The 25,218-nt window shown below is 70.8% G+C and carries 21 protein-coding genes; 8 read left to right on the forward strand and 13 right to left on the reverse strand.

Features of this window, described 5'->3' with window-relative positions:
* Window positions 1-312: 312 nt before the first annotated feature.
* The 7 genes from H0I76_RS01390 (at window position 313) to H0I76_RS01420 (ending at window position 6,018) form a co-directional block, all read left to right on the forward strand.
* Entirely contained in the window at window positions 313-720 is a 408-nt protein-coding gene (locus H0I76_RS01390; RefSeq protein WP_200606044.1) for a DUF1636 family protein, read from the forward strand.
* Between the two features lies 1 nt (window position 721).
* Window positions 722-1,768: a nicotinate-nucleotide--dimethylbenzimidazole phosphoribosyltransferase gene (gene cobT, locus H0I76_RS01395; RefSeq protein WP_200606047.1), complete on the forward strand. Its 1,047-nt coding sequence runs from the start codon at window positions 722-724 to the stop codon at window positions 1,766-1,768.
* Between the two features lie 3 nt (window positions 1,769-1,771).
* Window positions 1,772-2,515: an adenosylcobinamide-GDP ribazoletransferase gene (gene cobS, locus H0I76_RS01400; RefSeq protein ID WP_200606049.1), complete on the forward strand. Its 744-nt coding sequence runs from the start codon at window positions 1,772-1,774 to the stop codon at window positions 2,513-2,515.
* The gene (locus tag H0I76_RS01405) at window positions 2,512-3,045 is read left to right on the forward strand and encodes a histidine phosphatase family protein (RefSeq protein WP_200606052.1); all 534 of its coding nucleotides are present in this window, start codon (window positions 2,512-2,514) and stop codon (window positions 3,043-3,045) included. Before cobS ends, H0I76_RS01405 begins: the two co-directional genes overlap by 4 nt.
* A complete protein-coding gene (gene cobU, locus H0I76_RS01410; protein WP_200606055.1) occupies window positions 3,038-3,553 on the forward strand; it encodes a bifunctional adenosylcobinamide kinase/adenosylcobinamide-phosphate guanylyltransferase in 516 nt (171 codons plus the stop codon). Before H0I76_RS01405 ends, cobU begins: the two co-directional genes overlap by 8 nt.
* The gene (locus H0I76_RS01415) at window positions 3,550-5,010 is read left to right on the forward strand and encodes a cobyric acid synthase (protein WP_200606058.1); all 1,461 of its coding nucleotides are present in this window, start codon (window positions 3,550-3,552) and stop codon (window positions 5,008-5,010) included. The genes cobU and H0I76_RS01415 overlap by 4 nt, the downstream gene beginning before the upstream one ends.
* A gap of 81 nt (window positions 5,011-5,091) precedes the next feature.
* Entirely contained in the window at window positions 5,092-6,018 is a 927-nt protein-coding gene (locus H0I76_RS01420; RefSeq protein ID WP_200606060.1) for a fatty acid desaturase, read from the forward strand.
* 46 nt (window positions 6,019-6,064) lie between these two features.
* On the opposite strand, the gene H0I76_RS01425 is transcribed toward H0I76_RS01420, so the two are convergent.
* From H0I76_RS01425 to H0I76_RS01450, 6 genes are all read right to left on the reverse strand, one after another.
* The gene (locus tag H0I76_RS01425) at window positions 6,065-8,488 is read right to left on the reverse strand and encodes a glycogen/starch/alpha-glucan phosphorylase (protein ID WP_407704239.1); all 2,424 of its coding nucleotides are present in this window, start codon (window positions 8,486-8,488) and stop codon (window positions 6,065-6,067) included.
* A 170-nt stretch (window positions 8,489-8,658) separates the two neighbouring features.
* The gene (gene malQ, locus H0I76_RS01430; protein WP_200606062.1) at window positions 8,659-10,713 is read right to left on the reverse strand and encodes a 4-alpha-glucanotransferase; all 2,055 of its coding nucleotides are present in this window, start codon (window positions 10,711-10,713) and stop codon (window positions 8,659-8,661) included.
* Window positions 10,710-12,818 carry a glycogen debranching protein GlgX gene (gene glgX, locus H0I76_RS01435; protein WP_200606064.1) on the reverse strand — a complete coding sequence of 703 codons (2,109 nt, stop codon included), beginning with the start codon at window positions 12,816-12,818 and terminating at the stop codon, window positions 10,710-10,712. Before glgX ends, malQ begins: the two co-directional genes overlap by 4 nt.
* A 114-nt stretch (window positions 12,819-12,932) precedes the next feature.
* Entirely contained in the window at window positions 12,933-14,366 is a 1,434-nt protein-coding gene (glgA, locus tag H0I76_RS01440) for a glycogen synthase GlgA (RefSeq protein ID WP_200606065.1), read from the reverse strand.
* A 7-nt stretch (window positions 14,367-14,373) separates the two neighbouring features.
* The gene (gene glgC / locus H0I76_RS01445; protein ID WP_200606067.1) at window positions 14,374-15,642 is read right to left on the reverse strand and encodes a glucose-1-phosphate adenylyltransferase; all 1,269 of its coding nucleotides are present in this window, start codon (window positions 15,640-15,642) and stop codon (window positions 14,374-14,376) included.
* Window positions 15,643-15,703: 61 nt separating this feature from the next.
* Entirely contained in the window at window positions 15,704-16,828 is a 1,125-nt protein-coding gene (locus H0I76_RS01450) for an NAD(P)/FAD-dependent oxidoreductase (RefSeq protein WP_200606069.1), read from the reverse strand.
* A gap of 137 nt (window positions 16,829-16,965) precedes the next feature.
* Between H0I76_RS01450 and H0I76_RS01455 the strand changes: the two genes are divergently transcribed.
* Window positions 16,966-17,841 (forward strand): hypothetical protein, encoded by an 876-nt coding sequence (locus H0I76_RS01455; RefSeq protein ID WP_200606072.1) that lies wholly within the window; start codon window positions 16,966-16,968, stop codon window positions 17,839-17,841.
* 14 nt (window positions 17,842-17,855) lie between these two features.
* Here the strand turns inward: H0I76_RS01455 and H0I76_RS01460 are convergent, their stop codons facing one another.
* The 7 genes from H0I76_RS01460 to H0I76_RS01490 form a co-directional block, all read right to left on the reverse strand.
* The gene (locus tag H0I76_RS01460; protein ID WP_200606075.1) at window positions 17,856-18,089 is read right to left on the reverse strand and encodes a hypothetical protein; all 234 of its coding nucleotides are present in this window, start codon (window positions 18,087-18,089) and stop codon (window positions 17,856-17,858) included.
* 234 nt (window positions 18,090-18,323) lie between these two features.
* Complete coding sequence (locus H0I76_RS01465) at window positions 18,324-20,108, reverse strand: ABC transporter ATP-binding protein/permease (RefSeq protein WP_200606077.1); 1,785 nt, start codon at window positions 20,106-20,108, stop codon at window positions 18,324-18,326.
* A gap of 189 nt (window positions 20,109-20,297) precedes the next feature.
* Entirely contained in the window at window positions 20,298-21,122 is an 825-nt protein-coding gene (locus tag H0I76_RS01470; protein ID WP_200606080.1) for a class II glutamine amidotransferase, read from the reverse strand.
* A 132-nt stretch (window positions 21,123-21,254) separates the two neighbouring features.
* Window positions 21,255-22,001 (reverse strand): amino acid ABC transporter ATP-binding protein, encoded by a 747-nt coding sequence (locus H0I76_RS01475; protein ID WP_234455041.1) that lies wholly within the window; start codon window positions 21,999-22,001, stop codon window positions 21,255-21,257.
* A 9-nt stretch (window positions 22,002-22,010) separates the two neighbouring features.
* Window positions 22,011-22,943, reverse strand: a complete 933-nt coding sequence (locus H0I76_RS01480; protein ID WP_234455042.1) for an amino acid ABC transporter permease — start codon at window positions 22,941-22,943, stop codon at window positions 22,011-22,013.
* Window positions 22,933-23,676, reverse strand: a complete 744-nt coding sequence (locus tag H0I76_RS01485; RefSeq protein ID WP_234455043.1) for an amino acid ABC transporter permease — start codon at window positions 23,674-23,676, stop codon at window positions 22,933-22,935. Before H0I76_RS01485 ends, H0I76_RS01480 begins: the two co-directional genes overlap by 11 nt.
* Window positions 23,677-23,752: 76 nt before the next feature.
* Window positions 23,753-25,057, reverse strand: a complete 1,305-nt coding sequence (locus H0I76_RS01490; protein WP_200606083.1) for a reverse transcriptase family protein — start codon at window positions 25,055-25,057, stop codon at window positions 23,753-23,755.
* Between the last annotated feature and the right edge of the window lie 161 nt (window positions 25,058-25,218).

Below are 25,218 nucleotides of genomic sequence, written 5' to 3' on the forward strand. Positions count from 1 at the left end.
TCCTGACAATGGCCGGCAGGACGGGCGGGCGCGCCAGTGCGTGCCCGGTACGAACAGCCTCGGGTGGAGACCCCGTGTTGGGTCGGCTCCGTGCCCGAATCCGCTCCGCCCCCGTCCACCGGGTGCGCTGTTCACCCGACGTGCTTACGCGTCCGGCGCCCAAGGCTCAAACGAAAAAGCGCCGCATCGGGGCGGTGGCGCGACATGGCGTGCCGCGCGCGTCCAAAACCGCTTTACAGGGCGCGCGCCGCTGTCCCAAGGTCGCGCGCGGTTGCCCCCGCGAGCCGGGCGCCATGCCGAGCCGGGGAGAAGATGCGCCAGCCTGTGACCACCATCGTCGTCTGCGACACCTGCCGTTACTCGGTCGAGGAGAAGACCGCGCCCTGCGGCATGACCGGCGGCGAGATCCTGGCCGCCGAGGTCGAGCGCCTCGCCGCCGGGCGCGAGGGGATCGAGGTGCGCCGCACCTCGTGCCTGATGGGCTGCGAGCGCCACTGCAACACCGCCGTGATGGCCGATGGCAAGATCACCTATGTGCTCGGCAAGTTCGCGCCCGATGCCGAGGCAGCCGGGGCGGTCGTCGATTACGCGGGGCTTCACCGCGACAGCGCGACCGGGCAGGTGCCCTTCAAGCAGTGGCCGCAAGGCGTGAAGGGGCATTTCATCGCGCGGCTGCCGGTCCTTGCCGCTGCGCCGACGCCGCCGAGGCTCGACGACTGAGATGCTCGAGGCGCTGACCATCCCGCCCGTGCCCGAAGGCCTCGCCGCCCGCATCGCGGCGCGCATCGACGCCAAGACCAAGCCGCCCGGCTCGCTGGGCCGGATCGAGGATCTCGCCATTGCGCTTGGGCTAGCCCAGCGGCGCGATGACCCCGAGGCGGATCCGGCCGAGCTGATGATCTTCGCGGCCGACCACGGCATCGTGGCCGAGGGGGTCTCGGCCTGGCCGGCCGAGGTCACGGCGCAGATGGTGCTGAATTTCCTGGGCGGCGGGGCTGCGGCCAATGTTTTCGCCCGCGCGGCGGGGGTGGGCGTGCAGGTGATCGACGCCGGTGTCGCCTCGGACCTGCCCGTCGCCCCGGGCCTGGTCCGCGCGGGGATCAGGCGCGGCACCCGCAACGCCGCGGCCGAGGACGCGCTGAGCCCGGCCGAGGTCGAGGCCGCGCTGGAGTTTGGCGCGGCGCTTGCGCGCGATGCCGCGGCGCGCGGCGTACGGGTGATCGCGCTGGGCGAGATGGGGATCGGCAACACCTCGACCGCGGCGCTGCTGGCCCATGCAGTCGAAGGCCTTCCGCTGGCGCCGCTGGCCGGCCCCGGTGCGGGGCTCGACGCGCCCGGCGTGACGCGCAAGATCGCGATCCTCGAGCGCGCCGCCGCGCGCCGGCCGGGACGCCTCGCGCCGCTCGACGCGCTCGCGGCCTTCGGGGGGTTCGAGATCGCCGCAATGGCGGGCGCGCTGATCGGTGCGGCCTCGGCGGGCGTGGCGGTCCTGGTCGACGGCTACATCTCGACCGCGGCGGCGATGGTGGCGCTGGCGGCGCGGCCCGAGGCGCGGGCGTCGTGCCTCTTCGCCCATCGCAGCCACGAGCCCGGCCACCGGCTGATGCTGGCGCATCTGGGCGTCGACCCGCTGCTCGACCTCGACATGCGGCTGGGCGAGGGGACGGGCGCGCTGCTGGCCGTGCCCATCGTCCGCGCGGCCGCGAGGATGCTGGCCGAGATGGCGACCTTCGAGAGCGCGGGCGTCTCGGGACGTGGCGGGGCCTGAGCGATGCGCCTTGGCCCGGTCCTCAGCGCGATCCAGTTTCTCACGCGCCTGCCCGTGCCCGACCCGGGATGGGAGGAGGGGCGGCTGCGCGCGGCGCTGGCGTTCTTTCCCGTCGCGGGGGCCCTGGTGGGCCTGATCGGCGCGGGGGTCTGGTGGGGCGCGGTGCAGGTCCTGCCGGCGGCGGTCGCAGCGGGACTGGCCTTGGCGGCGATGCTGCTCGCGACCGGGGCGATGCACGAGGATGGGCTGGGCGACGTCGCGGACGGGCTGGGCGGCGGCGCCACGGCCGAGCGCGCGCTCGAGATCATGCGCGACTCGCGGATCGGCAGCTATGCGCTCTTGGCCGTCGGCCTCGCGGTTGGCCTGAGATGGGCGGCGCTGGCGGCCCTGAGCGCTGCCGATGGCGCGCTCGCGCTCGTGATCGCGGCGACCGCGGCGCGGGCCGCGATGGTGCCGGCAAGCTGCATCGCCGCGCCCGCGCGGCCCGATGGGCTGGGGCGGATGCTCGGGCAGGGCGCGGATGGGCGTGGTGTCGGTCTGGCGCTGGGGCTGGGCCTCGCCGCCGCGCTGGCTGGCGGCTGGGCGGGCCTCGGCGCGCTGGTGGCTGCGCTGGTCGTGATGGGGCTGGTCGTGCGGATCATGCGCAGGCGCGTGGGAGGCATGACCGGCGACGGCTATGGCGCCATTGCCTCGCTGGCCGAAACGGCGGCAATGCTGGTCTTCGCCGCGGCATGGGGGGGCACATGATCTTCCTGCGCCATCCACGGCCCGACGTGGCCCCCGGCATCTGCTATGGCCGCCTCGACCTGGGGCTTGCGGCCGATGCGGGTGCGTCGATCGGGCAAGCGCTGGCGGCAACGCCGCGGGCCGAGGCCGTGCTCGCCAGCCCCGCCGCCCGCTGCCGGGCGCTGGCCGATGCGCTGGCTGCCCGCGACGGGCTGACGGTTGCGATCGAGCCCGGGCTTGCCGAGCTCGATTTCGGCGCCTGGGAGGGGCGAGCCTGGGACGACATCGACCGCGCCGAGAGCGACCCCTGGGCCGCCGACCCCTGGCGCGTCGCCCCGCCGGGCGGCGAGACCTTTGGCGCGCTCCATGCCCGGGTCGGCGCGATGCTGGCGCGCGCGCCGCGTGGGGCGGTGATCGTGAGCCATGCCGGGCCGATCCGGGCGGCGCGCATGATCCTTGCCGGGGCGAGCTTCGAGACGGTCTTCACCACGCCCGTGCCCTACGCCCGGCCGATCGTGCTTTCACGCGTGAAAGACAACTTAAATGCATGAAACATTGCTCATTCTTGGTGGCGCGCGCTCCGGGAAGTCGGCGCGGGCGCTGACGCTTGCGGCCGAGCCGCCGCATGTCTTCGTGGCGACGGCCGAGGCGCTCGATGCCGAGATGGCCGACCGCATCGCCCGCCACCGGGCCGAGCGCGGCGACAGCTGGCAGGTGGTGGAGGAGCCGCTCGACCTTGCCGGAGCGATCGCCGCCCATGCCGCCGAGGGCACGACGATCCTGGTCGACTGCCTGACGCTGTGGCTGTCGAACCTCATGCACCACGGGCGCGACCCCGAGGCCGAGACGGCGCGCCTGGTCGCCGCGATCGAGGCGGCTCCGGGCCGGATCGTGCTGGTGTCGAACGAGATCGGGCTGGGGCTGGCACCGATGAACGAACTGGGCCGGGCCTTTCGCGATGCACAGGGGCGACTCAATCAGCGCATCGCTGCCGTGGCCGACCATGTCGAGTTCGTGGCCGCAGGCCTGCCGCTGACGCTCAAGGGCGGGCCGCGATGACGCGCACGCCCGCGCTGATGATCCAGGGCACCGGCTCGAATGTCGGCAAGTCGGTGCTGGTCGCGGGGCTTGCGCGCGCCTTCACGCGTCGCGGGCTGAAGGTGCGGCCGTTCAAGCCGCAGAACATGTCGAACAACGCCGCCGTCACCGCGGATGGCGGCGAGATCGGGCGCGCCCAGGCGTTGCAGGCCCGCGCGGCCGGCGTCGAGCCCACGGTCCACATGAACCCCGTGCTGTTGAAGCCCGAATCCGAGAAGGGCGCGCAGGTGGTGGTGCAGGGCAGGCGGCTGACCCATGCCATGGCGCGCGACTACGCGCGGCTGAAGCCGCAGCTGCTGGCCGGCGTGCTCGACAGCTTTGGACGCATGGAGGCCGAGGCCGACCTCGTGCTGGTCGAAGGGGCGGGCAGCCCGGCCGAGGTGAACCTGCGCACGGGCGACATTGCCAACATGGGCTTTGCCGAAGCCGCCGACCTGCCGGTGATCCTGGCCGGCGACATCGACCGGGGCGGCGTGATCGCCCAGATCGTGGGCACGAAGGCGGTGCTTCCGCCCGAGGACTCTGGACGCGTAAAAGGCTTTCTGATCAACAAGTTTCGTGGCGATGTTACGCTGTTCGACGACGGCTTTGCGATGATCGCCGAGACCACGGGCTGGCGGGGATTCGGCATCGTGCCCTGGTTTCAGGGTGCCAATCGGCTGCCTGCCGAGGATGCCGCTGACATCCGCGCCGACACCGCTGGCGGGCGCGTGAAGATTGCCGTGCCAATGCTCTCGCGCATCGCGAATTTCGACGATCTAGACCCGCTCAAGCTCGAGCCCGGCGTGTCGGTGGTGATGGTGCGCCCGGGCGAGGCGCTGCCGGGGGATGCCGACCTCGTGATCCTGCCCGGCTCGAAATCGACGCGTGGCGACCTCGCCTTCCTGCGCGAGCAGGGCTGGGACATCGACCTCCTGGCCCATCGGCGGCGCGGCGGGCGGATCCTGGGGATCTGCGGCGGCTACCAGATGCTGGGACGTCGGATTGCCGACCCCGAGGGGATCGAGGGCGCGCCCGGCGTGAGCGAGGGCCTGGGCCTTCTCGACGTCGAGACGGTGATGACGCCCGACAAGACGCTGACCCGGATCGATGCGGTCGAGATCGCCACGGGGCTGCCGGTCGCCGGCTACGAGATCCATATCGGTCGCACCGACGGCCCCGACCGGGCCCGCCCTCTGTTTCGGCTGGGCGCGGAGGCCGAGGGCGCCGCAAGCCCCGATGGCCGGGTCATGGGCGCCTACCTGCACGGCCTGTTCACATCCGACGATTACCGGGCGGGGTTTCTTGCGCGAATGGGCGTGGCGCCGTCGGGGCAGGGTTACGACGCCTCGGTCGAGGCGACGCTGGACGCGCTGGCTGATCATCTCGAGAAGTTCCTCGATCTCGACGGCATGCTGGCTGTTGCAGCCATGCGCTGAGAGCGTCACGCAACTGCAATATTCCTCTTCGCAACCGCGACGATTCGGTGTAACAAAGATCACGTTTTCGTGTGGTCAAAGATGTCCGAATCGCTCGACGCGCTCAAAAAACCGGTTCCCTTCGAGTGGCCTACACTCATCCTCATCGTTTTTTGCTATGTTGCATTCGCCCTGCTGACGCTCAATGCCGATGCGCTGGGCGGCTGGCTCGCGGTGCCGCTTCTGGGTGTGGTGCTGGCGCTGCACTCGTCGCTGCAGCACGAGGTGCTGCATGGGCATCCCTTCGCGGACCAGCGGCGGTCTGATGCGCTCGTCTTCGTGGCGCTTGGTTTCTTCGTGCCTTACGAGCGGTTCCGGGAGACGCATCTGGCGCATCATCGCGACGAGATCCTAACCGACCCTTACGACGATCCGGAATCGAACTACCTGGCCCCCGAAGTCTGGAGCCGGCTGCCGGGCTGGCGCAAGGCCTTCCTGCGCGCGAACAACACGTTGGCCGGGCGCATGGCGCTGGGGCCCGCGATCGGCTTGACGGCCTTCTATGCGGGCGATCTGCACCTCATCGCTTCGGGCGACCGCGCGGTGCGCCGCGCCTATGTGCTGCACGCAATGGGCGTCGCGCCTGTGCTGGCCTGGCTGTTCACCGTCGCGACCGTGCCGTTCTGGCAGTATCTCCTCGCGGCCTATCTGGGGCTGTCGCTGCTGAAGATCCGCACCTTCCTCGAGCACCGAGCGCATGAGAAGGCGGCCGGGCGCAGCGTGATCATCGAGGATCGTGGCCCGCTGGCGCTGCTGTTTCTCAACAACAATTACCACGCGGTGCACCACGCCAGCCCGCGCGTCGCCTGGTACCGGCTGCCAGAACTCTATCGCGCGCGGCGCGACGAGGTGCTGCGCCGAAACCGCGGCTATGTCTACGGCTCGTATGCTGAGGTTTTCGCGCGGCACCTTCTGCGCGCGAAGGACCCCGTGGCGCATCCGCTTAGGCCCGAGGGCGGCGAGGGCTGAGAGGCGGGGCCGGGCCGAGGCGCGCGTTTCTGCACCCCGCGTACGGTCAGAATTGCGGCGTCACCTGCCAGACATCGCGGGCATAGCCCCTGATCGTGCGGTCCGACGAGAACCGCCCCATCGGCGCGATGTTGAGCACCGCCTTGCGCGCCCAGCCGTTCGGGTCCGCCCAGGCGGCATCGACCCGGCGCTGCGCGTCCCAGTAGGTGTCGAAATCGGCCGCGACCATGAACCAGTCGTGCCCGGTCAGATTGTCCGCGACCGCCCGGTGACGCTCGCCATCGCCGTCCGAGAAGACGCCGGCGCGGATCTGCGCCACCACCTCGGACAGGCGCCCGGAACGGGCGACATGGGCGCCGGGGTCATACCCCTCGGCGCGCAGCCGGCTCACGTCCTCGGCGTCGAGTCCGAAGATGAAGATGTTGTCGGCGCCCACCGCCTCGTGGATCTCGACATTCGCGCCGTCCATCGTGCCGATGGTCAGCGCCCCGTTCATCGCGAGCTTCATGTTGCCGGTGCCCGAGGCCTCCATCCCGGCGGTCGAGATCTGCTCGGACAGGTCCGCCGCGGGGATCAAGCGCTCGGCCATGGTGACGTTGTAGTTCGGCGGGTAGACGACCGCGAGCCGGCCCTTCATCGCCGGGTCGGCGTTGATCGTGCGGCCGATGTCGTTGATGAGCTTGATGATCGCCTTGGCCATGGCATAGCCGGGCGCGGCCTTGCCGCCGAAGATCCGCACCCGCGGCGGCACCGGGGCGCCGGGGTCGCGGCGCATTTCGTTCCACAGTGCCGCAAGCTCGAGCACGTTCATCAGCTGGCGCTTGTATTCGTGGATGCGCTTGATCTGCACGTCGAACATCGCGCCGGGGTCGACCGTCAGCCCGCAGGTCGCACCGATCCAGTCGGCGAGGTGCCGCTTGTTGGCCTGCTTCGCCGCCATCACGCGTTCGCGGAACGCGGCGTCGCCGGCCAGCGGCCCGAGCGCCGCGAGGCGGTCGAGATCGGCCTCCCAGCCCTCGCCGGCGGCCTCGGTGATCACGGCCGAGAGCTTGGGGTTGCAGCTCCTGAGCCACCGCCGCGGCGTGACGCCGTTGGTCTGGTTGACGATCCGATCGGGGTGCAGCGCGTGCAGGTCGCGGAACACCGTGCGGCGCATCAGGTCGGTGTGCAGCGCCGAGACGCCGTTGACCCGCCGCGCGGCGATGAAGGAGAGGTCGCCCATGCGCACCTCGCCGTCGCGGATGCAACCCACGCTGTCGGGCCGGGGACGCCCGGCGGCACGCATCTCGGCGGCATGCGCGGCGTCCATCCGCTCGATGATCTGCATGTGGCGCGGCAGGACCCGCGCCATCAGCTCGGCCGGCCATTTCTCCAGCGCCTCGGGCATCAGGGTGTGGTTGGTGTAGTGAAGCGTGCCGCGGGCGATGGCGAAGGCCTCGTCGAAACCCAGGCCGCGCTCGTCCATCAGGATCCGCACGAGCTCGGGCCCCGCGATCGCGGGGTGCGTGTCGTTGAGCTGGATCGCCACGCGGCTCGGCAGCAGGCCCGCGTCGTCATGGTCGCTGAAGAAGCGCCGCATCAGGTCGCGCAGGCTGGCCGCGGTGAAGAAATATTCCTGCTTCAGCCGCAGCTCCTTGCCCTGTGGCGTGGTGTCGTCGGGGTAGAGCACCCGGCTGATGGTCTGCGCCAGGACCGCGGGGGCGGCGGCGGCCATGTAGTCGCCGCGGTTGAAGGGCTCGAGGTCGAAGATCTTCGTGGGCTTGGCCGACCACAGCCGCAGGGTGTTCACCCAGCGGCCCTGCCAGCCGGGGATCGGCGTGTCATAGGCCGCGGCCAGCACGGTCTCGGCCGGCTCCCAGCGCGGGCGGCCGTCGCGGGTGGTGACCTCGCCGCCGAAACCGATGGGCCAGACGGCCTCGGTGCGCTCGAACTCCCAGGGGTGGCTCTGCGCCAGCCAGTCCTCGGCGTCCTCGATCTGCCAGCCGTCGCGGAAGCTCTGGCGGAACAGGCCGTGGTCGTAGCGGATGCCGTAGCCATGGGCGGCGATGCCAAGCGTCGACATGGAATCGAGGAAACAGGCCGCGAGCCGCCCCAGCCCGCCATTGCCCAGCGCCGCGTCCGGCTCGTCCAGCATCGCCGCGTCGAAATCGACACCGAGGCTGGCGAGCGCCTCGCGCGCGGCCGGCTCGAGCCCGAGATTGTTCACCGCGTCCTCGATCAGGCGGCCGATCAGGAACTCCATCGAGAGGTAATAGACCCGCTTGAGATCATGCGCGTAGACATGCCGCGTGGTCGCGACCCATGGGTCGACGATGCGGTCGCGGATCGCGCGCGAGAGCGCGAGACGCCAGTCGCTCAGCTTCGCCGCGTCCGGTGTCTTGCCGATCGAGTAGACCAGGTGGTGGCGTGTCGCCTCGGCCAGCTCGGCGGGCGCGAGCTCGCGCGGCATGCGGCTGTGGTCGAAGGTCATGCGCGGGTTCTCCTTTCCCGGCGCGTCGTGCGGATGCGCGGGGTTGCCTGCCTGTCGGGACCCGTTCCGGGCGCGTCTGTCTCCCGCGGTCGTCTTTGCACCGGCCTCTGCCGGGCCGGGTCGGTGCGGGATACTAACGCATCCCGGCCGAGGGGGAAGGGGGTGGCGGCTCAGCGCGGCCGCTCGCTGGCCACGGCGCGCGCGACGGCGGCGAGCACCGGGTCGCCGGCAAGCGCCTCGACCGGCCGCGCGACCGGGCGGCGCCAGTTGGGATGGGCATCGACCGTGCCGGGGATGTTGGCCTGCTCGACCGTGCCCAGCACATCGTCGATCTGGACGGCGAGGATCGCGGATGGCGCCCGCGCCAGCGCCCGATGGATCGCTGCGTTGAGCGCGGGCGGTAGCGGGCCGTCCGGCGGCGATGCGGGGTCGATGCCCTCGGGCAGCAGTCCCTCGCGCGCCAGCAGGTGCAGCAGGCGGCGGCGGTCCTCGGTCCGCGCGCCACGCCAGCGCGCGGCATCCTCGGCGGTGGTGCGGCCCAACCGCTCGGCCCAGTCGATGTCGCGCGCCTCCCACCACCCCGCGATCGTCGGGGTGTCGTGGGTGCCGACCGAGGCGGCGGCCCGCGCCGGATAGTCCGCGGGCGGACGGAAATCGCCGGCGAAATCGCGCTCGAACTGCATCACGGCCGAGCCGTGCAGGTGAGATTCGGCCATCCGCTCGCGCAGCCCCTCGGGCACCACGCCAAGGTCCTCGCCGATCACGACGGCGCTGGCGCGGACGGCTTCGAGCCGGACGATCGCCATCAGCACATCGCGCGGCATCCGGACATAGCTGCCGGGAGCCCCGTTGCGCGGCACCCAGAAGGTCCGGTCGAAGCCCAGGATATGGTCGATCCGCACCAGCCCCGCGTGGCGCATGACGGCGCGGATTGTCTCGATGAACGGCCGGTAGCCGGCAGCGGCGAGCCCCTCGGGCGAGAAGGGCGCGAGGCCCCAGGCCTGCCCGTCGGGCGAGAACTGGTCGGGCGGTGCACCCAGCGACACGCCCATGGCGAAGACGCCCGGGCGGGCCCAGACCTCGGCTCCGTCGGGGCGCACGCCGACCGCGAGGTCGGCATAGATCCCCAGCGCCATGCCGGCTGCGCGCGCCGCGTCCTGCGCGGCGCCAAGCTGGCTGTCTGCAACCCATTGCAGCCAGGCGTGGAAATCAAGCTCGGTGGGGTTCTCTCTGGCGAAGGCGCGGGCGCCGGGCGCTTCGGGGCTCTCGATGCCCGCGGGCCAGTTTCGCCAGTCGCCCCCATGCCGAAGCGAGAGCGCCTCGAACAGCACGAAATCCGCGAGCGCGCGACCGCGTGCTGCCCGGAAGGCGTCGTGCGCCGCGCGCGCCTCGGCACGCGCATCGTCCGCGAAGGCACGATGCAGCGCTCGCAGCGCGGCGTCGCGCCAGGCCCGCGCCGCCTCGTGGTCGATCAGGCCATTGGCCGCGGGGCCGTGACGCGCCGCGATCAGCGCCTGTGCCGTGGAATCGTGTTCGAAGCCCGGGATCCGGTCCGGCGCGATGGCGCGGGTGTCGAGGAACCCGCGATGGCCCGGCGAGTAGGGGCTGTATCCGGGGTAGGCCGCACCCAGGGCATGCAGCGGATTGATCCCGAGGAAATCGGCGCCGAGCGGCGCAAGGGCCGCGGCCGCCGCGCCAAGATCCGCGTAATCCCCGGGCCCGACGGGATTGCGCGTCGAGTGCAGCGCATGCACCGCTCCCGTGAAGCCCCAGATGCGCGTGCGTCCGCAGAGATCCGCGACAGACGGCGCCTCGGCCGGCGAGGCGATCACCAGGCAGCGCTCGTCGCCGACCGCAAGCTCGTGCAGCCCCGGCGGCAGAGCCGGGAGTTCGAGCACGCCGGCCGAGCGGCCCTCGGCGATGCCGCCGGTCTCGAAGGTCAGCCGCCACTCGATGGCACCGCGGGGCAGGGAGAGGTCGGACGGCCGCCAGGCACGCGCGACATGCGCCCGCGGCAGGTGGCGTGCGGCGCGCGCCGCCCGCATCGCCGCGGCGGCCTCGGCGGCGTCGCCTGCCGCGCGGATCAGGCCCATCGCGGACAAGAGCGCCACGGCGGTCTCGCGCGTGGTGGTGTGGACATGGCCCGAAAGGTCGACCCAGGCCGGCAGGATGCCCGCCAGCCCCGCCAGGTCGAGGATCGGGTCGGGCAGGGGCTCGGGCGTCATGCGGCCTCCGGCGCGGGCGAGGCCGCGAAGAGCACAACTGAATCGCCCTCGAGCGCCTGCCGGGTTTCGTCGGCGGGGACCTCGTCACGCTCGGGACGGGCCGTGTCGATCACGCGCATCCAGCGCATCCCGTCGGGCGCGGCGGGCATGGCCAGGCTCGCCGCCTGTGTCGTGCCGTTGACCGCGATCAGCACGTCGCCCGCGACGCGCGCGCTGGGCGGGGCCTCGGCCGCGCCGCGCAGACGCAGGCAGAAGCCGCGCAACCGCGGGTTTCGCCAGTTGAGCGCGCCGCCCGCCAGGTCCTGCCACTCGACATCCGGCGCGCCGTCCTCGTCGCGCGTCCCGCCATGCAGGAAGCGTGTCTGGCGCAGTACGGGATGGGCGCGCCGTACTGCCGAGAGCCGCGCGACAAAGCGCAGGAGCGCCTCGTCCGCGCCCCCCCAGTCGACCCAGCCGATCCCGTTGTCCTGGCAATAGGCGTTGTTGTTGCCCCACTGGGAATTGCCGACCTCGTCGCCGGCGAGCAGCATTGGCGTGCCTTGCGACAGAAACAGCGTGGCCAGCAGGTTGCGCATGCGGCGCGCGCGGCGCAGCAGGATCCCGGCCACGTCGGCCGGCCCCTCGGTGCCGCAGTTGTCGCTGAAATTCTCGGCATGGCCGTCGCGGTTGCCCTCGGCGTTCGCCTCGTTGTGCCGGCGGGCATAGGTGGTGAGATCGGCCAGGGTGAAGCCGTCATGGCTGGCGACATAGTTCACCGATGACCAGCTGCGCCGGCCGGCCCGGTCGAAGATCTCGGCCGATCCCATCAGCCGCGCGGCAAGGTCTGGCGCCGCATGATCGTCGCCACGCCAGAAGCGGCGCACATCGTCTCGGAAACGGTCGTTCCACTCGGCGAAGGGGGGCGGGAACCCGCCCAGCCGGTAGCCGCCGGGGCCGACGTCCCAGGGCTCGGCCACGAGCTTCACGCCGGCCAGCACCGGGTCCTGGCGCAGCGCGTCGAGAAATCCGCCCATGGGGTCGAAGCCGCCGGCCTCGCGCGCCAGCGTGGTCGCGAGGTCGAAGCGGAAGCCGTCGACGCCCCAGTCCGTCACCCAGTGCCGCAGGCTGTCGAGCGCCATGCGCGCGACCATGGGGTTCGACAGGTCGAGCGTGTTGCCGCAGCCCGTGTCGTCGATGTTGAAGCGCGCGCGCCCCGGCTGGAGCCGGTAGTAGGACCGGTTGTCGAGCCCGCGGAAGCTGAGCGTCGGCCCCGTGTGGTCGCCCTCGGCGCTGTGGTTGAGCACGACGTCGAGGATCACCTCGATACCCGCCCCGTGCAGGGCCGCGATTGTCGCGCGCATCCCCTCGCGGCCGCGCGGGCCCATGTAGCGCGGCTCGGGCGCGAAATAGCCGATACTGTTGTAACCCCAGTAGTTTGTGAGACCGCGTTCGATCAGGAATCCCTCGTCGCGCAGGGCCTGCACCGGCAGAAGCTCGATCGCCGTGACCCCCAGGCGCAGGAGATGCTCGATCACCCGCGGCTGGCCCAGCGCCTCCCACGTGCCGGCAAGCTCGGGGTCGAGCCCGGGAAACCGCTTGGTCAGCCCCTTGAGATGCGCCTCGTAGATCAGCGTCTCGCCCCAGTCGCGCCGGGGCGGGGGGGGCGGCGCGGCTTCGGGCGGGACAACCACGCATTTGGGCACGAAGGGCGCGCTGTCGCGCGTGTCGAAGGTCAGATCCGCCCCGGGCGCACGCCGGTCGTAGCCGTAAATCGCGTCCGATTCCACGAACCGGCCCGACAGTGCCCGCGTGTAGGGGTCGATCAGCAGCTTGTGCGCGTTGAAGCGCAGGCCGCGCTCGGGCGCATAGGCGCCATGCGCCCGCAGGCCGTAGAGCGTGCCGGCGGAAAGACCCGGGATCTCGCCGTGCCAGATGTCGCCGGTGCGCTCGGGCAGGGCTGCGCGCGCGGTCTCGCGTCCCTCGGTGTCAAAGAGGCAGACCTCGATCTGCGCCGCGTTCGCCGAGAATACCGCGAAGTTCACCCCCTCGCCGGTCAGATGCGCGCCCAGCCGGTCGGGCGAGCCGGCGCGGATCTCGGCGGGGGCGGGGGGCGAGAGCGGTGTCATCGGGCCCTGTCTGCGATGCGGTCCGGGAATTCCAGGTTCGGGCGGGGCCGTGCGGCCCCCGATTGAATTGGCATTTGCCCTGCGGCGTCAAGGGAATGGCCGAAATCGGCGATTCTATCCGGCAAGGCCGTCATAAAGCGCGCGGTAGGCCGCGGCCGAGACCTCCCAGCCCACCGGCTGGCCCATGGCACGGCGCATCGTCCGCCGCCATGCCGGCCGGTCGGCCCAGAGATCGCAGAGCCGGTCGAGCGCGTCGCCCAGCGCGGCGGCGGTGACCGGGGCGAACTGGATGCCGGTCGCCACCCCGGTCGCCAGCGCCGCCGGGTTCGCGTCGATGACGGTATCGGCCAGGCCCCCGGTGCGCGCGACCACCGGCAGGCAGCCATAGCGCAGTCCGTAGAGCTGGGTGAGGCCGCAGGGCTCGAACCGCGAGGGGATGCAGATCGCGTCCGCGCCGCCGAAGATCAGGTGGGCGAGCGCCTCGTCGAAGCCGATGACCACCGCGACCCGGTCTGGGTCGGCCTCGGCCTGGGCGCGGAAGGCGGCCTCGAGCCCGGTCGCGCCGGTTCCCAGCAGCGCAAGCCGCCCGCCGCGCGCCAGGAACCGCGGAAGCACCTCGGCCAGCAGGTCGAGGCCCTTCTGTTCGGTCAGCCGGCTGACCACCGCCAGCAGCGGGCCCGGCATCCCCGCCGCGAGGCCGAGCCGTCTCTCGAGCGCGCGCCGCGCTGCCGCCTTGCCGGCCATCGCGCGTGCGCTGTAGGGGCGGGGCAGCGCGGGGTCGGTCTCGGGGTCCCAGGCGCGGGTGTCGATCCCGTTGAGGATCCCGCTCACCACTGTGCGGCGATGGCGCAGCAGGCCGTCGAGCCCCATGCCGAATTCGGGCGTCATCAGCTCGCGCGCATAGGTCGGGCTGACGGTCGTGATCCGGTCGGCATGGACCAGCGCGCCCTTGAGAAAGCCCACCTTGCCCCAGAACTCGTAGCCGTCCTGCGCGAAACCGGACCGGTCGAGCCCAAGCGGACCGATCACCGAGGCCGGAAACAGCCCCTGGAAGGCGACATTGTGGATCGTCAGCACCGTTGCGGGCCGTGGACCCGTCCGCTGGTGCAGGTAGACCGGCGCGAGCCCGGTCTGCCAGTCATGCAGGTGCAGCACGTCGGGCCGCCAGTCGCGGTCGGCACCCTGCGCGAGCGCCGCCGCGGCATGCGACAATGCCGCAAAACGCAGGTGATTGTCGGGCCAGTCCCGCCCCGCGGTGTCGGAGTATGGCCCGCCCGGCCGGTCGAACAGCGCGGGCGCGTCGAGCGCGACGACATCGAGGCCCGCCGCGCGCCCCACGACCAGCCGCGCCGGGCCGCCGGGCGTCTCGATCGGGCCCAGCGTGGCCGCGCCCTCCAGCGCCGCCATCACGGGCCCATAGCCCGGCAGCAGCACCCGGACCTCGACGCCCTCGGCCGCCAGCGCGGCGGGCAGGGCGCCCACGACGTCGGCGAGGCCTCCGGTCTTGACGAAGGGCACGCATTCCGAGGCGGCGAAGAGGACGCGCATCGCCCGCTCAGGCCTCCAGCCGGTCGATCATCGGCTGCGTGATCAGGCACACCCCCGCCTCGGTCCTGCGGAAGCGGCGGGCGTCCGCCTCGGGGTCCTCGCCCACGACAAGCCCGGGCGGGATCCTGACCCCGCGGTCGATCACCACGTTCTTCAGGCGCGCATGGCGGCCGATATCGACATAGGGCAGGGCGACCGCGCCCGTCAGCTCGGACCAGGAATTCGCCTTCACGCCGGTGAACAGCAGGCTGCGCGTCACCGCCGCGCCCGAGATGATGCACCCGCCCGACACCATCGAGGACACCGCCGAGCCGCGCCGGCGCTCCTCGTCGTGGATGAACTTGGCGGGCGGCGTCTGCTCAGCATAGGTCCAGATCGGCCAGGTGTTGTCATAGAGGTCGAGCTCGGGCTCGAAATCCGTGAGGTCGATATTGGCCTGCCAGAAAGCGTCTATCGTGCCCACGTCGCGCCAGTAGGGCGCCTTCTCGGTACCGGTGGTAATGCAGCTCTCCGAGAAGGGATGCGCCACCGCCTTGCCGCCCTTGACCAGTTTCGGGATCAGGTCCTTGCCGAAATCGTGGCTCGAACCGGGGTCCGCCTGGTCGGCGCGCAGCAGGTCGAGCAGAAAGCGGGTCGCGAAGACATAGATCCCCATCGAGGCGAGGCACAGGCCCGGCTGGCCGGGCATCTCGGGCGGGTCGGCGGGCTTCTCGACGAAATCGACGATCCGCCCCGTCGCGTCGACCGCCATGACGCCGAAGGCGGACGCCTCGTCGCGGGTCACCTCGATGCAGCCCACGGTCACGTCCGCGCCGGTCTCGACATGCTGGCGCAGCATCATCTCGTAGTCCTGCTTGTAGATGTGGTCGCCGGCAAGGATCACCATGAAGGCCGGGCCGTAACTCTCGATGATATCGGTGTTCTGGGCCACTGCGTCGGCGGTGCCGAGATACCACTGCCCTTCGTCGACCCGCTGGCTCGCGGGCAGGATGTCGAGCATCTCGCGCCGCTCGGCGCGAAAGAAGTTCCAGCCGCGCTGAAGGTGGCGGATCAGGGAGTGCGCCTTGTACTGCGTCGCCACGCCGATGCGGCGAATGCCCGAGTTGACGGCATTCGAGAGGGCGAAATCGATGATCCGCGTCTTGCCGCCGAAATAGACCGCGGGTTTCGCGCGCTTGTCGGTCAGTTCCTTGAGCCGCGAGCCGCGCCCGCCGGCCAGCACAAAGGCCATCGCGTCGCGCGAGAGATTGGTGGGCAGTTCGGCTCGCTGCGGCATGGCTCACCTCTCTCGCTGGTCCGCGCACGCCCCGGCGGGGCAGCCCGTGGTCATGGGGCCCTCACGCGGCGAACCGCGTGGGGCAGAGCGCCGCGATCACCTCGTCCCCGACGCCGTCGGGGCGCGGCGCGCCGGCCACCAGATGCGCGGCGAGCGCCGAGAGGGCGGGCGCCGTCTGGATCCCGTAGCCGCCTTGCCCGGCCAGCCAGAAGAAGCCCTCGGCGGCCTGGTCGAAGCCCGCGACCGGGGTGCGGTCGGGTGCGAAGGTCCGAAGGCCCGCCCAGGTCCGATCGACCCGGGTCACCGGCTCGGTGACCATTGCCTCGTAGCGCGCAAGCCCCTCGGCGATCACCATGTCGTCGGCCCAGGCGTCCATCGGGTCGCAGGGGTCCTCGTCGGCCGGGCTGACCATCAGCCGGCCCGCATCGGGACGTGCATACCACGTCTCGGTCGCGTTCGCGATCAGCGGCCAGCCCGTCACGTCGTGCCCGCCGGGCGCAGGGATGATCGCGGCCGAGCGGCGCATCGGCGTAAGCGGCACCGCCGTCGCGCCGGCCAGACGGCCGACCGCGCCCGCCCAGGCGCCGGCCGCGTTGATCACCACCGGTGCCTCGAAGACGCCCGCGGCCGTGTCGACCCGCCAGGCGCCATCGCGGCGGGCAAGCGCGCCCGTGCGCGCGCGACACACCACCTGCGCGCCATGCACGCGCGCGATCCGCAGGAAGCCCTGCAGCAGCCGGTCGACGTCGATATCGCGCGCGCTCGCCTCGAAGGCCGCGGCGACCACCATCTCGCGCCGCAGGATCGGGAACATGCGCACCGCGTCGCCGGGGTCGAGCGGCGCGAGCGCCGGGGCCGCGGCCATGTGGCTTGCCAGCGCCTCTTCCTCTCCCGGGGCCGCGACGATCATCTCGCCGCGCCGGACCAGCAGGCTGCCCTCGGCCAGCGCCGGGTCGGGATCGGCAAGGGTCGCCTCGCTCGCAGCGGTCAGCGCCTGGATCGTGGCGTTGCCGTAGTTCAGCAGGAAGGCCGCGGCCGAGCGCCCGGTGGCGTGGTATCCGGGCGCGTCCTCGGCCTCGAGCACCACGACCGAGGCATGCGGCGCCAGCCGCGCCGCGGCGCCCGCGCCGGCCATGCCGCCCCCGATGATGATCACGTCCGCCGTGCCCGCCGTTCCGTCCGACATGACTGTCCCCGCTGCTCGCCGCCGCAACCACTCAATCGCGTGGCGCGGGGGCGCGCAACCCCCGCCGCAACCGGGCATGGACCGCGCGCCCGTGCCATGCCTAGACTTCGCGCAGGCGGTCGGAACCGGGGGTAGAGATGCGGCGGCGATCGGAACTGGGCGCGCGGCGTCTTGCGGGCGCGCTGTGCGGCCTCGCCCTTGTGACGCTCGGCGGCTGCGACCGTGTCGCGGGGCTGTTCTCCCGTGACGCGGAGGCGGGCTTGCCGCAGTTCCAGCGGGCGGTGGACGACCAGGCGGAGATCCGGGTGGCCGGCATCTCGGCCCAGAACCGGCGCTATGGCTACCGGCTGCGGCGGACCGGCGGGCTTTCGCTGATTGGCGGGCGTTTCGTCGACGTGAAGTATGGCGTGGGCATCGACGGCAGCGGCCTCAAGGCCCGCGAGGGCGAGGCCAGCCTGATCCGCGACCTGTCGGTCAAGGGCTGGAAGCGCTTCGACGCCTATGGCGCGGCGGTCACCGTTGCGGCGGCCGGACCGGTCTACATCGCCAACCTGCACGCCGACATGGGGCACGGCCCCAGCACCAACTACAAGCAGTGGAACATCGACGGCGTCGCGCTCGAGCGCGGCGGTCCGCTCGCAGTCACGATGCTGCGCGACGCCGAGATCCACAACGTCACCGACGCGCTGATCGACGCCAAGCACCGCGCCGTGGTGGACAACCTGCGCGGGGGAAACGCGCTTCATCTTCTCAAGGTCTGGCGTGACGAGGGAGAGATCGTGATCGCCAACAGCGACCTGTCTCTGGGCCTGGGCCGGCATTTCATCGAGCTGATCGGCGGTGCGCGCGTCTCGGCCTACAACTGCCGCTGGCGGCTGCCCGACGGGACGGTCTACACGCGGCTCGCCGACATCCCGGATCGCTACATCAGCCTCAATCGCGGCGCGAAGCGCGACCAGTTGGTCGATCTCGACGCCGACCCGCTGGCTGGGCTTCCATTCTTTGCCGGGTGAAACTCAGGCGGGCGTCAGAGCGACTCGACGCCGTCCGCGAGGTCGCGCAGTGTCGCCGAGACGGATTGGCCCGAGAGGCCCATGCGGTTGGCCCGCTCGACGGCGGCGATCGTGACGGCCGCCAGCAACTGCTTGGGGGTGAGACGCTTGCCGATATCGGATTCCGAGAAATCCCTCACGACCTCGAATGCACTCAAGACGGCGGCGTCGACGTTCTTGACCTCTGCGTCACTGAACGGAAATTCCATGCCGGGCACCCCACGCAACGAAAAGAAATTATCCATCAATTGCGGGCAATTCCCCGCATGACCTAAGGTAAGCTATCATCCCGGAATGAGACATATCAATGGCGGATTTATGCCGATTCAGAAATTATCCGCGGAAATTCGGTAGAAAGGCATGACGCTCGGGCAATGACCGCCGGCATGCGACGGATGTGAAGCCGGCCCCGTGCGGCAGCTTGGCGGTGTCGCACCCGCGCATCAGGGCACGCGGATGCCTTCGGCCGCCGTCGGCACAAGATCCGCGTTCCGGTCGAGCGGATGCACGATCAGGCGCACGATCCGCGAATAGAAGTTCTGGGGCAGGGGGCTGCTGGCGATGTTGAGCACGGCGCTCTCGGCAAGCTCGGTCGCGAGGATCCCCAGCAGGATCTCGCGGTTGGCCTCGTCCACCGGCGCGAGCGCGTCGTCCGAGATCAGCCATTTCGGCCTGTTGACCAGCAGCCGGGCATAGCCGATCCGCTCCTGCTCGCTCGCGGTCAGGTCCCGGTCCCAGCGCTCGACGCGGTCGAGCGAGGAGGCGAGGTGCCCCAGCCCCGCGCGCTCGAGCGCCGCGGCAAGGCGCGCGTCGTCGCAGGGCTTGTGCGAGGGCCAGCAGGTCAGCGCGCGGCGCAGCGTGCCGGCCGGAACGAAGGGGCGCTGCGACAGGAACATCGTCTCGCCTTCGGGCGGCGCGCTGATCCGACCGGTGCCGCGTTCCCACAGGCCCGCGATCGCCAGGAAGAGCGTGGTCTTGCCCGTGCCCGGTGGACTGGTCAGCAGGACCCGCTCGCCGGGCTCGAGCGCCAGGACCGGCTCGCTCAGCGCGATGCTGCCATGGTGGTTGGTCACGACCAGCCCGCGCAGTTCGAGCTTGCCCTCGGGGTGATCCGCGCGCTCGAGCCGCCCTTGGCCGCCATTGGCCTTTTCCAGGTCGAGCAGGGCCGCGCGGAAATCCATGACGCGTGAGAGGGTTGCGCGCCAGTCGGCAATGGCGCCGGTGTTGTCGACGAACCAGCGCAGCGCCTGCTGGACTTGGATGAAGGCGCCGACCACCATCATCAGCTCGCCAAAGCTCAGAGCCTGGCCGAAATAGCCGGGGGCCGCCAGCACGAAGGGCGCGATGATCGCGACCCAGCCATAGCTCACGGTCACGAAGGTCAGCGGCACGCGCGCCAGCACGATCCGCCCGCTGATCGCGAGGACGCGACCAAGATCGGCGTCGAGCTGGCGGCGCTCGTCGGGCTCGCTGCTGCTGAGGGCGATGCCGTCGGCCTGCGCGGCCCCGCGCACCAGCGCCACGCGCAGGTCCGCCTCGCGGCCGTAGCGCCGCACCTCCAGCGGCACCAGCCGCCGCCCCATGCGCCAGGACAGCCACGAGCCGCTCAGCGCATAGAGCAGCGCGGCCCAGACCAGGTAGCCGGGAATATTGATCGCCTCGCCGCCGATCGGCAGCACGATACTGCGCGACAGCACCCAAAGGACGCCGATGAAGCTGAACAGCAGGACCGTCGATTGCAGGAGCCCGACGCCGAGGTCGGTGCTGACCTCGGCCAGGTGGTGCGCATCGGCGTGGATCCTCTGGTCGGGGTTCACGCCGATCTCTCCGGCCCGCCCGATCCGCGCCGCGCGCTTGCGCGTCATCCAGGTCTCGATCAGGTCGCGGGTCACCAGCGCGCGCAGCTTCAGCCGGATCAGCTGGTTGAGCGAGGTCTGCGCGACGTTGAGGAACAGAAGGACGCCCGCGATGCCGGCAAAGACCACCAGCTGCCGAAGGAACCCGTCCAGGTCCTTGCTCTGCACCGCGCTGTAGAACGGCTCGTTCCACGCGTTGAGCGCGACCTGCGCGACCGCGGTCAGGCCGATCACGGCGACGACGCCCAGGCACAACGCGTAAAGCGCGAGATGGCCCGGAACGCGGTGGATCGCCCCGAGAATGTCCTTCAGGTGTTGGCCGAGCCGGTGGTCGGCGGGCGTCACCGGCGGAGGAAGCGTCTGGGTCATCATCTGGACCTGTGCAGAGGATCGTTGGCAACCGATCGCGGCTCTGGGGTTGAGCGAACCGGGTGGGTCGGGGCTTCGCGGCCACGCGCCTCGCCGCCCCGCATGACGCTCGCGAAGCGCGTGAAGCTGCGTCGCGCGCCTTCATCCCTGAACACGATGCCCCGTGCCGCCCCGGCGGGTTTGCCACGCATTCTAGGCCGGAAGGCGCAGTGGCACGAAATGAAGCGCATAATCGGGGTCGACCTCGAAGACCGTGCCGTCGGGCACGCCTTTCCAGTCGTCGTTCGGGTGCAGGGGCTCCGAGGCGACCTCGACCGCACGATATCTGCTGGCGTGGTGGTGATGCACATGCGTCTCGTCACAGATCGGGCAGGGCGTCACCTCGCGGCGCTCGAGGAACCAGAGGCTGCGGTTGAGACGCGAGCCGACCATGCGCTCGCCATCGGTCAGCACGATGTTGAGCCCCACGGGCCGGCCGGGCGCCACCTCGGCGCACCAGGCGATCACCTGCTCGAGCCCCTGCTTGACCGTGCCCAGCATGTCCGTCTGCGGCCCGTGAGACCAGAGCGTCATCAGGTAATGAAAGACGTGCTCGCTGTCGGTCTGTCCCTTGATCTCGGTGCGATGCAGCGGATCGGTACGTTCCAGCAGCCGCTCGCGCACCTGCTCGAAGCCTGGCACCGTGCCGTTATGCGCAAAGATGAAGCGCCCCAGCGCGAAGGGGTGGGTGTTCTTGATGCTCGGCTCACCCACCGTGGCGCGGCGCACATGGGCGATGACCGTCTTGGCATAGACCCTTGCGGCCGTCTTCGTGAAATGCTCGCCATGGAAGGCGGCCCAGGTCTGCCTCTCGATCAGGGGCAGGCCGTCCTTGAAGTCGGCGACGCCCCAGCCGTGGCCGTTCATCAGCCCCTCGGCATCGCGCGCGCTCTGGCGCATGAGCGCGTTCTGCGAGCGCACCAGCCCGCATTCGACCCGCGTCGGTTCGTTGGCCTTGAGCGCGAAGAGTCGGCACATGGCATGATCCTTCCGATGGAAGCCATGCACGAGCATAGGGCCACTCTGGCCGCGTTCCTTGATCATGCGCAAGACGCGCGGCGGCGGCGATGGCGCGCCGCCCCTGACGCCTGACGGCGCGCGGCGGCGGCGTCAAAGGATCTGGCTCAGGAATTCCTGCGTGCGCGGGTCGGATGCCTCGGTGAAGAAGGTGGCGGGCGGCCCGTGCTCGACGATCACGCCCCTGTCGGTGAAATAGATGTGGTCGGCCACCTCGCGCGCGAAGCCCATCTCGTGGGTTACCAGGATGCAGGTCATGCCCTCGGCCGCCAGTTCCTTGATGGTGACCAGCACCTCCTTCACCGTCTCGGGGTCGAGCGCCGCCGTCACCTCGTCGAACAGCATCACGTCGGGGTTCATGGCCAGGCTGCGCGCGATCGCCACGCGCTGCTGCTGGCCGCCCGACAACTCGCCCGGGTAGAAGTTCTCCTTCCCCTCGAGGCGCACCTTCTTCATCAGCCGGCGGGCGCGCTGCTCGACATCGGCCTTGGCCTGCTTGAGCACCAGGAGCGGCGCCATCATCACGTTTTCCAGCGCCGTCTTGTGCGGGAACAGGTTGTACTGCTGGAACACCATCCCGACCTTCTTGCGCAGTTCCAGCTTGTCCAGGTTCGGGTCGTGGACTTCCTGACCCTCGACCGTGATCGAGCCGCGCTGGATGTCATTCAGCGCGTTGATGCAGCGGATCAGCGTCGACTTGCCCGAGCCCGAGGGACCGATGATGCAGATCACCTCGCCCTTCATCACGTCGAAGGTGATGCCCTTGAGCACCTCGAGATCGCCGAAGGACTTGTGCACGTCCTTGAGCGAGATGATCGGTTGGTCGGGGGTCCAGGTCATGGCTGCACCTCAGAGTTTGACGGCAAAGCGCCGCTCGAGCGCGATCGTCAGCCGCGCGATCGGGTAGCAGTAGGCGAAGAACAGGAGCAGCGCGAAGGTGTAGAACGGCACCAGCAGCTCGGGGTGATTGTTCTCGCTCTCCATCGCCTGGCGGGTCAGGGTGATCAGCTCCTCGACGCCCAGCAGCGAGCACAGCGGCGTTGCCATGGTCAGGATCGCGTACCAGTTCATCCAGGGCGGGATCATCCGCTTGTAGCATTGCGGCAGGATGATCTGCCACAGCGTCTGGCGCCGGCTGAAGGCCAGGCTTTCCGACGCCTCCCACTGCGCGGTCGGCACCGACTGGACCGCGCCGCGCACGATTTCCGAGATGTTGGCCATGACCGGCAGCGACAGGCCGAACACCGCCTTGGTCCAGTCGGGGATCGGGATCACCGTGCCGAACAGCGTCACCTCGAAGGGGAAGGCCAGCAGCACGATGAACAACAGCACCAGCCACGGCGAGTTGCGGAACAGCTGCGTGATGAACCAGGCCGCCTGCCGCACGGGGCGGTAGAGCGAGATCTGCGCAAGACCCAGCGCGGCGCCCAGCACGGTCCCGATCGCCATCGACAGCACCGAGATCAGCACGTTGAAGAAGAAGCCCGAGGTCACGAGGAACGGGATCCAGCGCCACAGCGCCTCGGTCGCGTCGCCATAGGAATAGCGCACCTGCGCCGCCGCGATCGCGGGCCAGGCAAGCGCGGCGACGAACAGCATGACCGGCACCCAGGGCGGGATGCCCGCGACCCAGCGCACCACCAGCATCGGGTCGGGGCCCGTGGTCGCGGGGCGGAAGGGCTTGAGCACGGGCAGGTCCGTGCGGCCGGGCGCGCCCAGGCCCGGGATCGACCGGATCCCGCGCGGCGCGGGACGGCCCATCGTCAGCGCCTCACGTGCCATAGCCGGGGATCCTCATTGCGCGCTCCCAGCGGTGCATGCCGAAGACCAGCACCGCGACCAGGAGGATGTAGACGACGAACAGCAGCACCATCGTGGGGTTCTGCGCGCTGGGGTAGTCGTTCCAGATCGACACCGACTGGTAGAGCAGTTCGGGCACCGCAATGGCGAAGGCCTGCGTCGTGGTCTTCACCAGGTTCACCAGGTTGTTGTTCAGGGCGGGCAGGCAGACCCGGAAGGCCAGCGGCAGGACGACGTAGCGATAGCTCTGCAGCCGCGAGAAGCCGAGGCTTTCGCTCGCTTCCTGCGTCGATTGCGGCACGGCCTCGATGCCGGCGCGGAAAATCTCGACATTGAAGGCGCCGGCGAAGAACGACAGCGAGATGATCGCCCAGCCGACGTTCGAGATGATCGGCTGCTGCAGCCAGCCATCGGGCGAATAGGTCGGCGTGAACTGTCCCAGCGCGAAGTAGAAGAACAGCAGCTGCACGAAGGGCGGCGTATTGCGGAAGAACTGGATGTAGCCCGCCACCAACAGCCGCACCGGCGCCGCGCGCGCGCCCTGCAACCAGGCGCCGACGATGCCGATGACGACCGAAAGGGCCACGCAGGCGACCGCGAGCTTGATGGTCATCCAGATGCCCGACAGGATCTTGCCCTGCTGGCGCTCGTCATACATCCAGATGAAGTTCCAGCGCGGCGCGTCCTCGGCCAGCTGACGGAAGAAGTCCTCCATCACGCCTCCCATTCCGGCCGGGGCGCTGGGCCGCCCCCGCAACTTTCTGTCCCGGACACTCTGCACGCCCCAAGTGTCAAAGCGCAACCTTTTGGGCCAGTGCCGCCTCCAGCCGCGCGCGCAGCTTCGCGCCGCGGGCGGGATTGACGGCCTCGGCCCAGGCGATCCTGCCCGCGAGCGCGGCGCGAAACCGCGGATCGGCGAGGCGCGCGTCGCCGGGGCTGGCGGCGCGGTGGATGATGGCCTTGAGCCGGTCGAACTCCTCGCGCGGCAAGTTGAGGTGGCGGTTCACCACCAGCCCGGTCACGCATTGCCGGGCTTGGGCGCGCATCACCCGGGTTTTCGCCGCGTTGAGGCGGAAGCCTTCCTCGGCCACGATGCCGGGCACCGCGGCCATCAGGGGCGCGACGATGTCAGGGTCGCCCGAGAAGCAGATGTCATCGGCATAACGCGACCATGCCGCCCCGAGGCGGCGTGCCAGTCCCGCCAGCCGGCGGTCGAGCCCGAAGGCCGATAGGTTGGCCAGCGCGGGCGAGGTCGGAGCGCCCTGTGGCAGGTGCGGGATGCGCAGATAAGGCCGGTCGCCGGCGCCCAGGCGCTCCATGATCCAGGGGGGCGCCGCGGTCGTGGTCAGCCCCGCAAGGCAGCGCGCCGCGTTGTGCGGGTAGCCCATCGCCCGGAAGATGCCGAAGACCCTGCCGCGTCCGACCGAGTGGAAGAAATCGGCCAGGTCGAAGCGCAGGACCACCGCCTCGCCCGCGTGGCGCGCGGCGCCGGCCGTCACGCCCCGCCCGCGGACGAAGCCGAAGGCGTCGCGATGAACCGGCACCGGGTCGAGGATCCCGCGCAGGACCTGGCGCTGCAGGCCCTTGAGCGCGGGCTTCGGGGCCTCGATCAGGCGCACGCCGCCGGCGCGTTTGGGCACCACGCGGTAGAAATAATGGTTGATCGCGGTCTCCGGCGATGCCTCGGCCCGTCCCGCGAGATCGGCGAACTGCGCGAGCCGCTCGGGCGAGAGCATCAGCCATGCCGCCAGCTCGCCCTCGGTCGGCAGTTGCGGCAGGTCGAGGCCGTCAAAGGGCGGCAGCGGGCGCATGACCGGCGGCTCGGTCTCGGGCGCGGGCCAGACGTTCGTGTTCCGGCAGTGCAGATAGAGATTCTCGAAGGCGGGCGTGCCGGGCAGGGCCCTCGCCACCACCTGCGGAGGCGGGGTGAGGTCCGACCCCTCGCCGCATGACAGCATCGCGGCGGCAATATCTTTCGCGAGGTGCCGGTGCGCAGGGGGAAGCCGGCGCGCCAGCACCGCCTGCACTTCGGGCAGGCTCCAGGCGCCTTGCGTCGCGCTGACCGCCAGCCGGTAGGCAAGGGCGCGGGGCTTCATGCGGTAGAGCGCCGGGCGGCGGACCTGGCCGGGGTGCAGCGAACGGTCATGGCCTCACTCGGTCCCGCATGCCCCTGCGTGGGCCTGCGCCCACGGACGGGCATGCCACGTCTTGCCAGGTCTTGGTCGTCGGGCGGGGATGCCCCGCCCGGGCCCTCGGG

The sequence above is a fragment of the Thermohalobaculum xanthum genome (assembly GCF_016623495.1).
GTDB lineage: Bacteria > Pseudomonadota > Alphaproteobacteria > Rhodobacterales > Rhodobacteraceae > Thermohalobaculum > Thermohalobaculum xanthum.

Excerpts from the sequence above, each read along its gene's own strand:
- H0I76_RS01455 (WP_200606072.1), top strand. The coding sequence starts at position 16,966 with ATGCGGCGGCGATCGGAACTGGGCGCGCGGCGTCTTGCGGGCGCGCTG.
- cobS (WP_200606049.1), top strand. The coding sequence starts at position 1,772 with ATGCGCCTTGGCCCGGTCCTCAGCGCGATCCAGTTTCTCACGCGCCTG.
- H0I76_RS01405 (WP_200606052.1), top strand. The coding sequence starts at position 2,512 with ATGATCTTCCTGCGCCATCCACGGCCCGACGTGGCCCCCGGCATCTGC.
- glgC (WP_200606067.1), bottom strand. The coding sequence starts at position 15,642 with ATGCCGCAGCGAGCCGAACTGCCCACCAATCTCTCGCGCGACGCGATG.
- H0I76_RS01490 (WP_200606083.1), bottom strand. The coding sequence starts at position 25,057 with ATGAAGCCCCGCGCCCTTGCCTACCGGCTGGCGGTCAGCGCGACGCAA.
- H0I76_RS01450 (WP_200606069.1), bottom strand. The coding sequence starts at position 16,828 with ATGTCGGACGGAACGGCGGGCACGGCGGACGTGATCATCATCGGGGGC.
- H0I76_RS01470 (WP_200606080.1), bottom strand. The coding sequence starts at position 21,122 with ATGTGCCGACTCTTCGCGCTCAAGGCCAACGAACCGACGCGGGTCGAA.
- H0I76_RS01465 (WP_200606077.1), bottom strand. The coding sequence starts at position 20,108 with ATGATGACCCAGACGCTTCCTCCGCCGGTGACGCCCGCCGACCACCGG.
- H0I76_RS01420 (WP_200606060.1), top strand. The coding sequence starts at position 5,092 with ATGTCCGAATCGCTCGACGCGCTCAAAAAACCGGTTCCCTTCGAGTGG.
- cobU (WP_200606055.1), top strand. The coding sequence starts at position 3,038 with ATGCATGAAACATTGCTCATTCTTGGTGGCGCGCGCTCCGGGAAGTCG.
- H0I76_RS01415 (WP_200606058.1), top strand. The coding sequence starts at position 3,550 with ATGACGCGCACGCCCGCGCTGATGATCCAGGGCACCGGCTCGAATGTC.
- glgA (WP_200606065.1), bottom strand. The coding sequence starts at position 14,366 with ATGCGCGTCCTCTTCGCCGCCTCGGAATGCGTGCCCTTCGTCAAGACC.
- glgX (WP_200606064.1), bottom strand. The coding sequence starts at position 12,818 with ATGACACCGCTCTCGCCCCCCGCCCCCGCCGAGATCCGCGCCGGCTCG.
- H0I76_RS01485 (WP_234455043.1), bottom strand. The coding sequence starts at position 23,676 with ATGGAGGACTTCTTCCGTCAGCTGGCCGAGGACGCGCCGCGCTGGAAC.
- malQ (WP_200606062.1), bottom strand. The coding sequence starts at position 10,713 with ATGACGCCCGAGCCCCTGCCCGACCCGATCCTCGACCTGGCGGGGCTG.
- H0I76_RS01480 (WP_234455042.1), bottom strand. The coding sequence starts at position 22,943 with ATGGCACGTGAGGCGCTGACGATGGGCCGTCCCGCGCCGCGCGGGATC.
- H0I76_RS01475 (WP_234455041.1), bottom strand. The coding sequence starts at position 22,001 with ATGACCTGGACCCCCGACCAACCGATCATCTCGCTCAAGGACGTGCAC.
- cobT (WP_200606047.1), top strand. The coding sequence starts at position 722 with ATGCTCGAGGCGCTGACCATCCCGCCCGTGCCCGAAGGCCTCGCCGCC.
- H0I76_RS01460 (WP_200606075.1), bottom strand. The coding sequence starts at position 18,089 with ATGGAATTTCCGTTCAGTGACGCAGAGGTCAAGAACGTCGACGCCGCC.
- H0I76_RS01425 (WP_407704239.1), bottom strand. The coding sequence starts at position 8,488 with ATGACCTTCGACCACAGCCGCATGCCGCGCGAGCTCGCGCCCGCCGAG.
- H0I76_RS01390 (WP_200606044.1), top strand. The coding sequence starts at position 313 with ATGCGCCAGCCTGTGACCACCATCGTCGTCTGCGACACCTGCCGTTAC.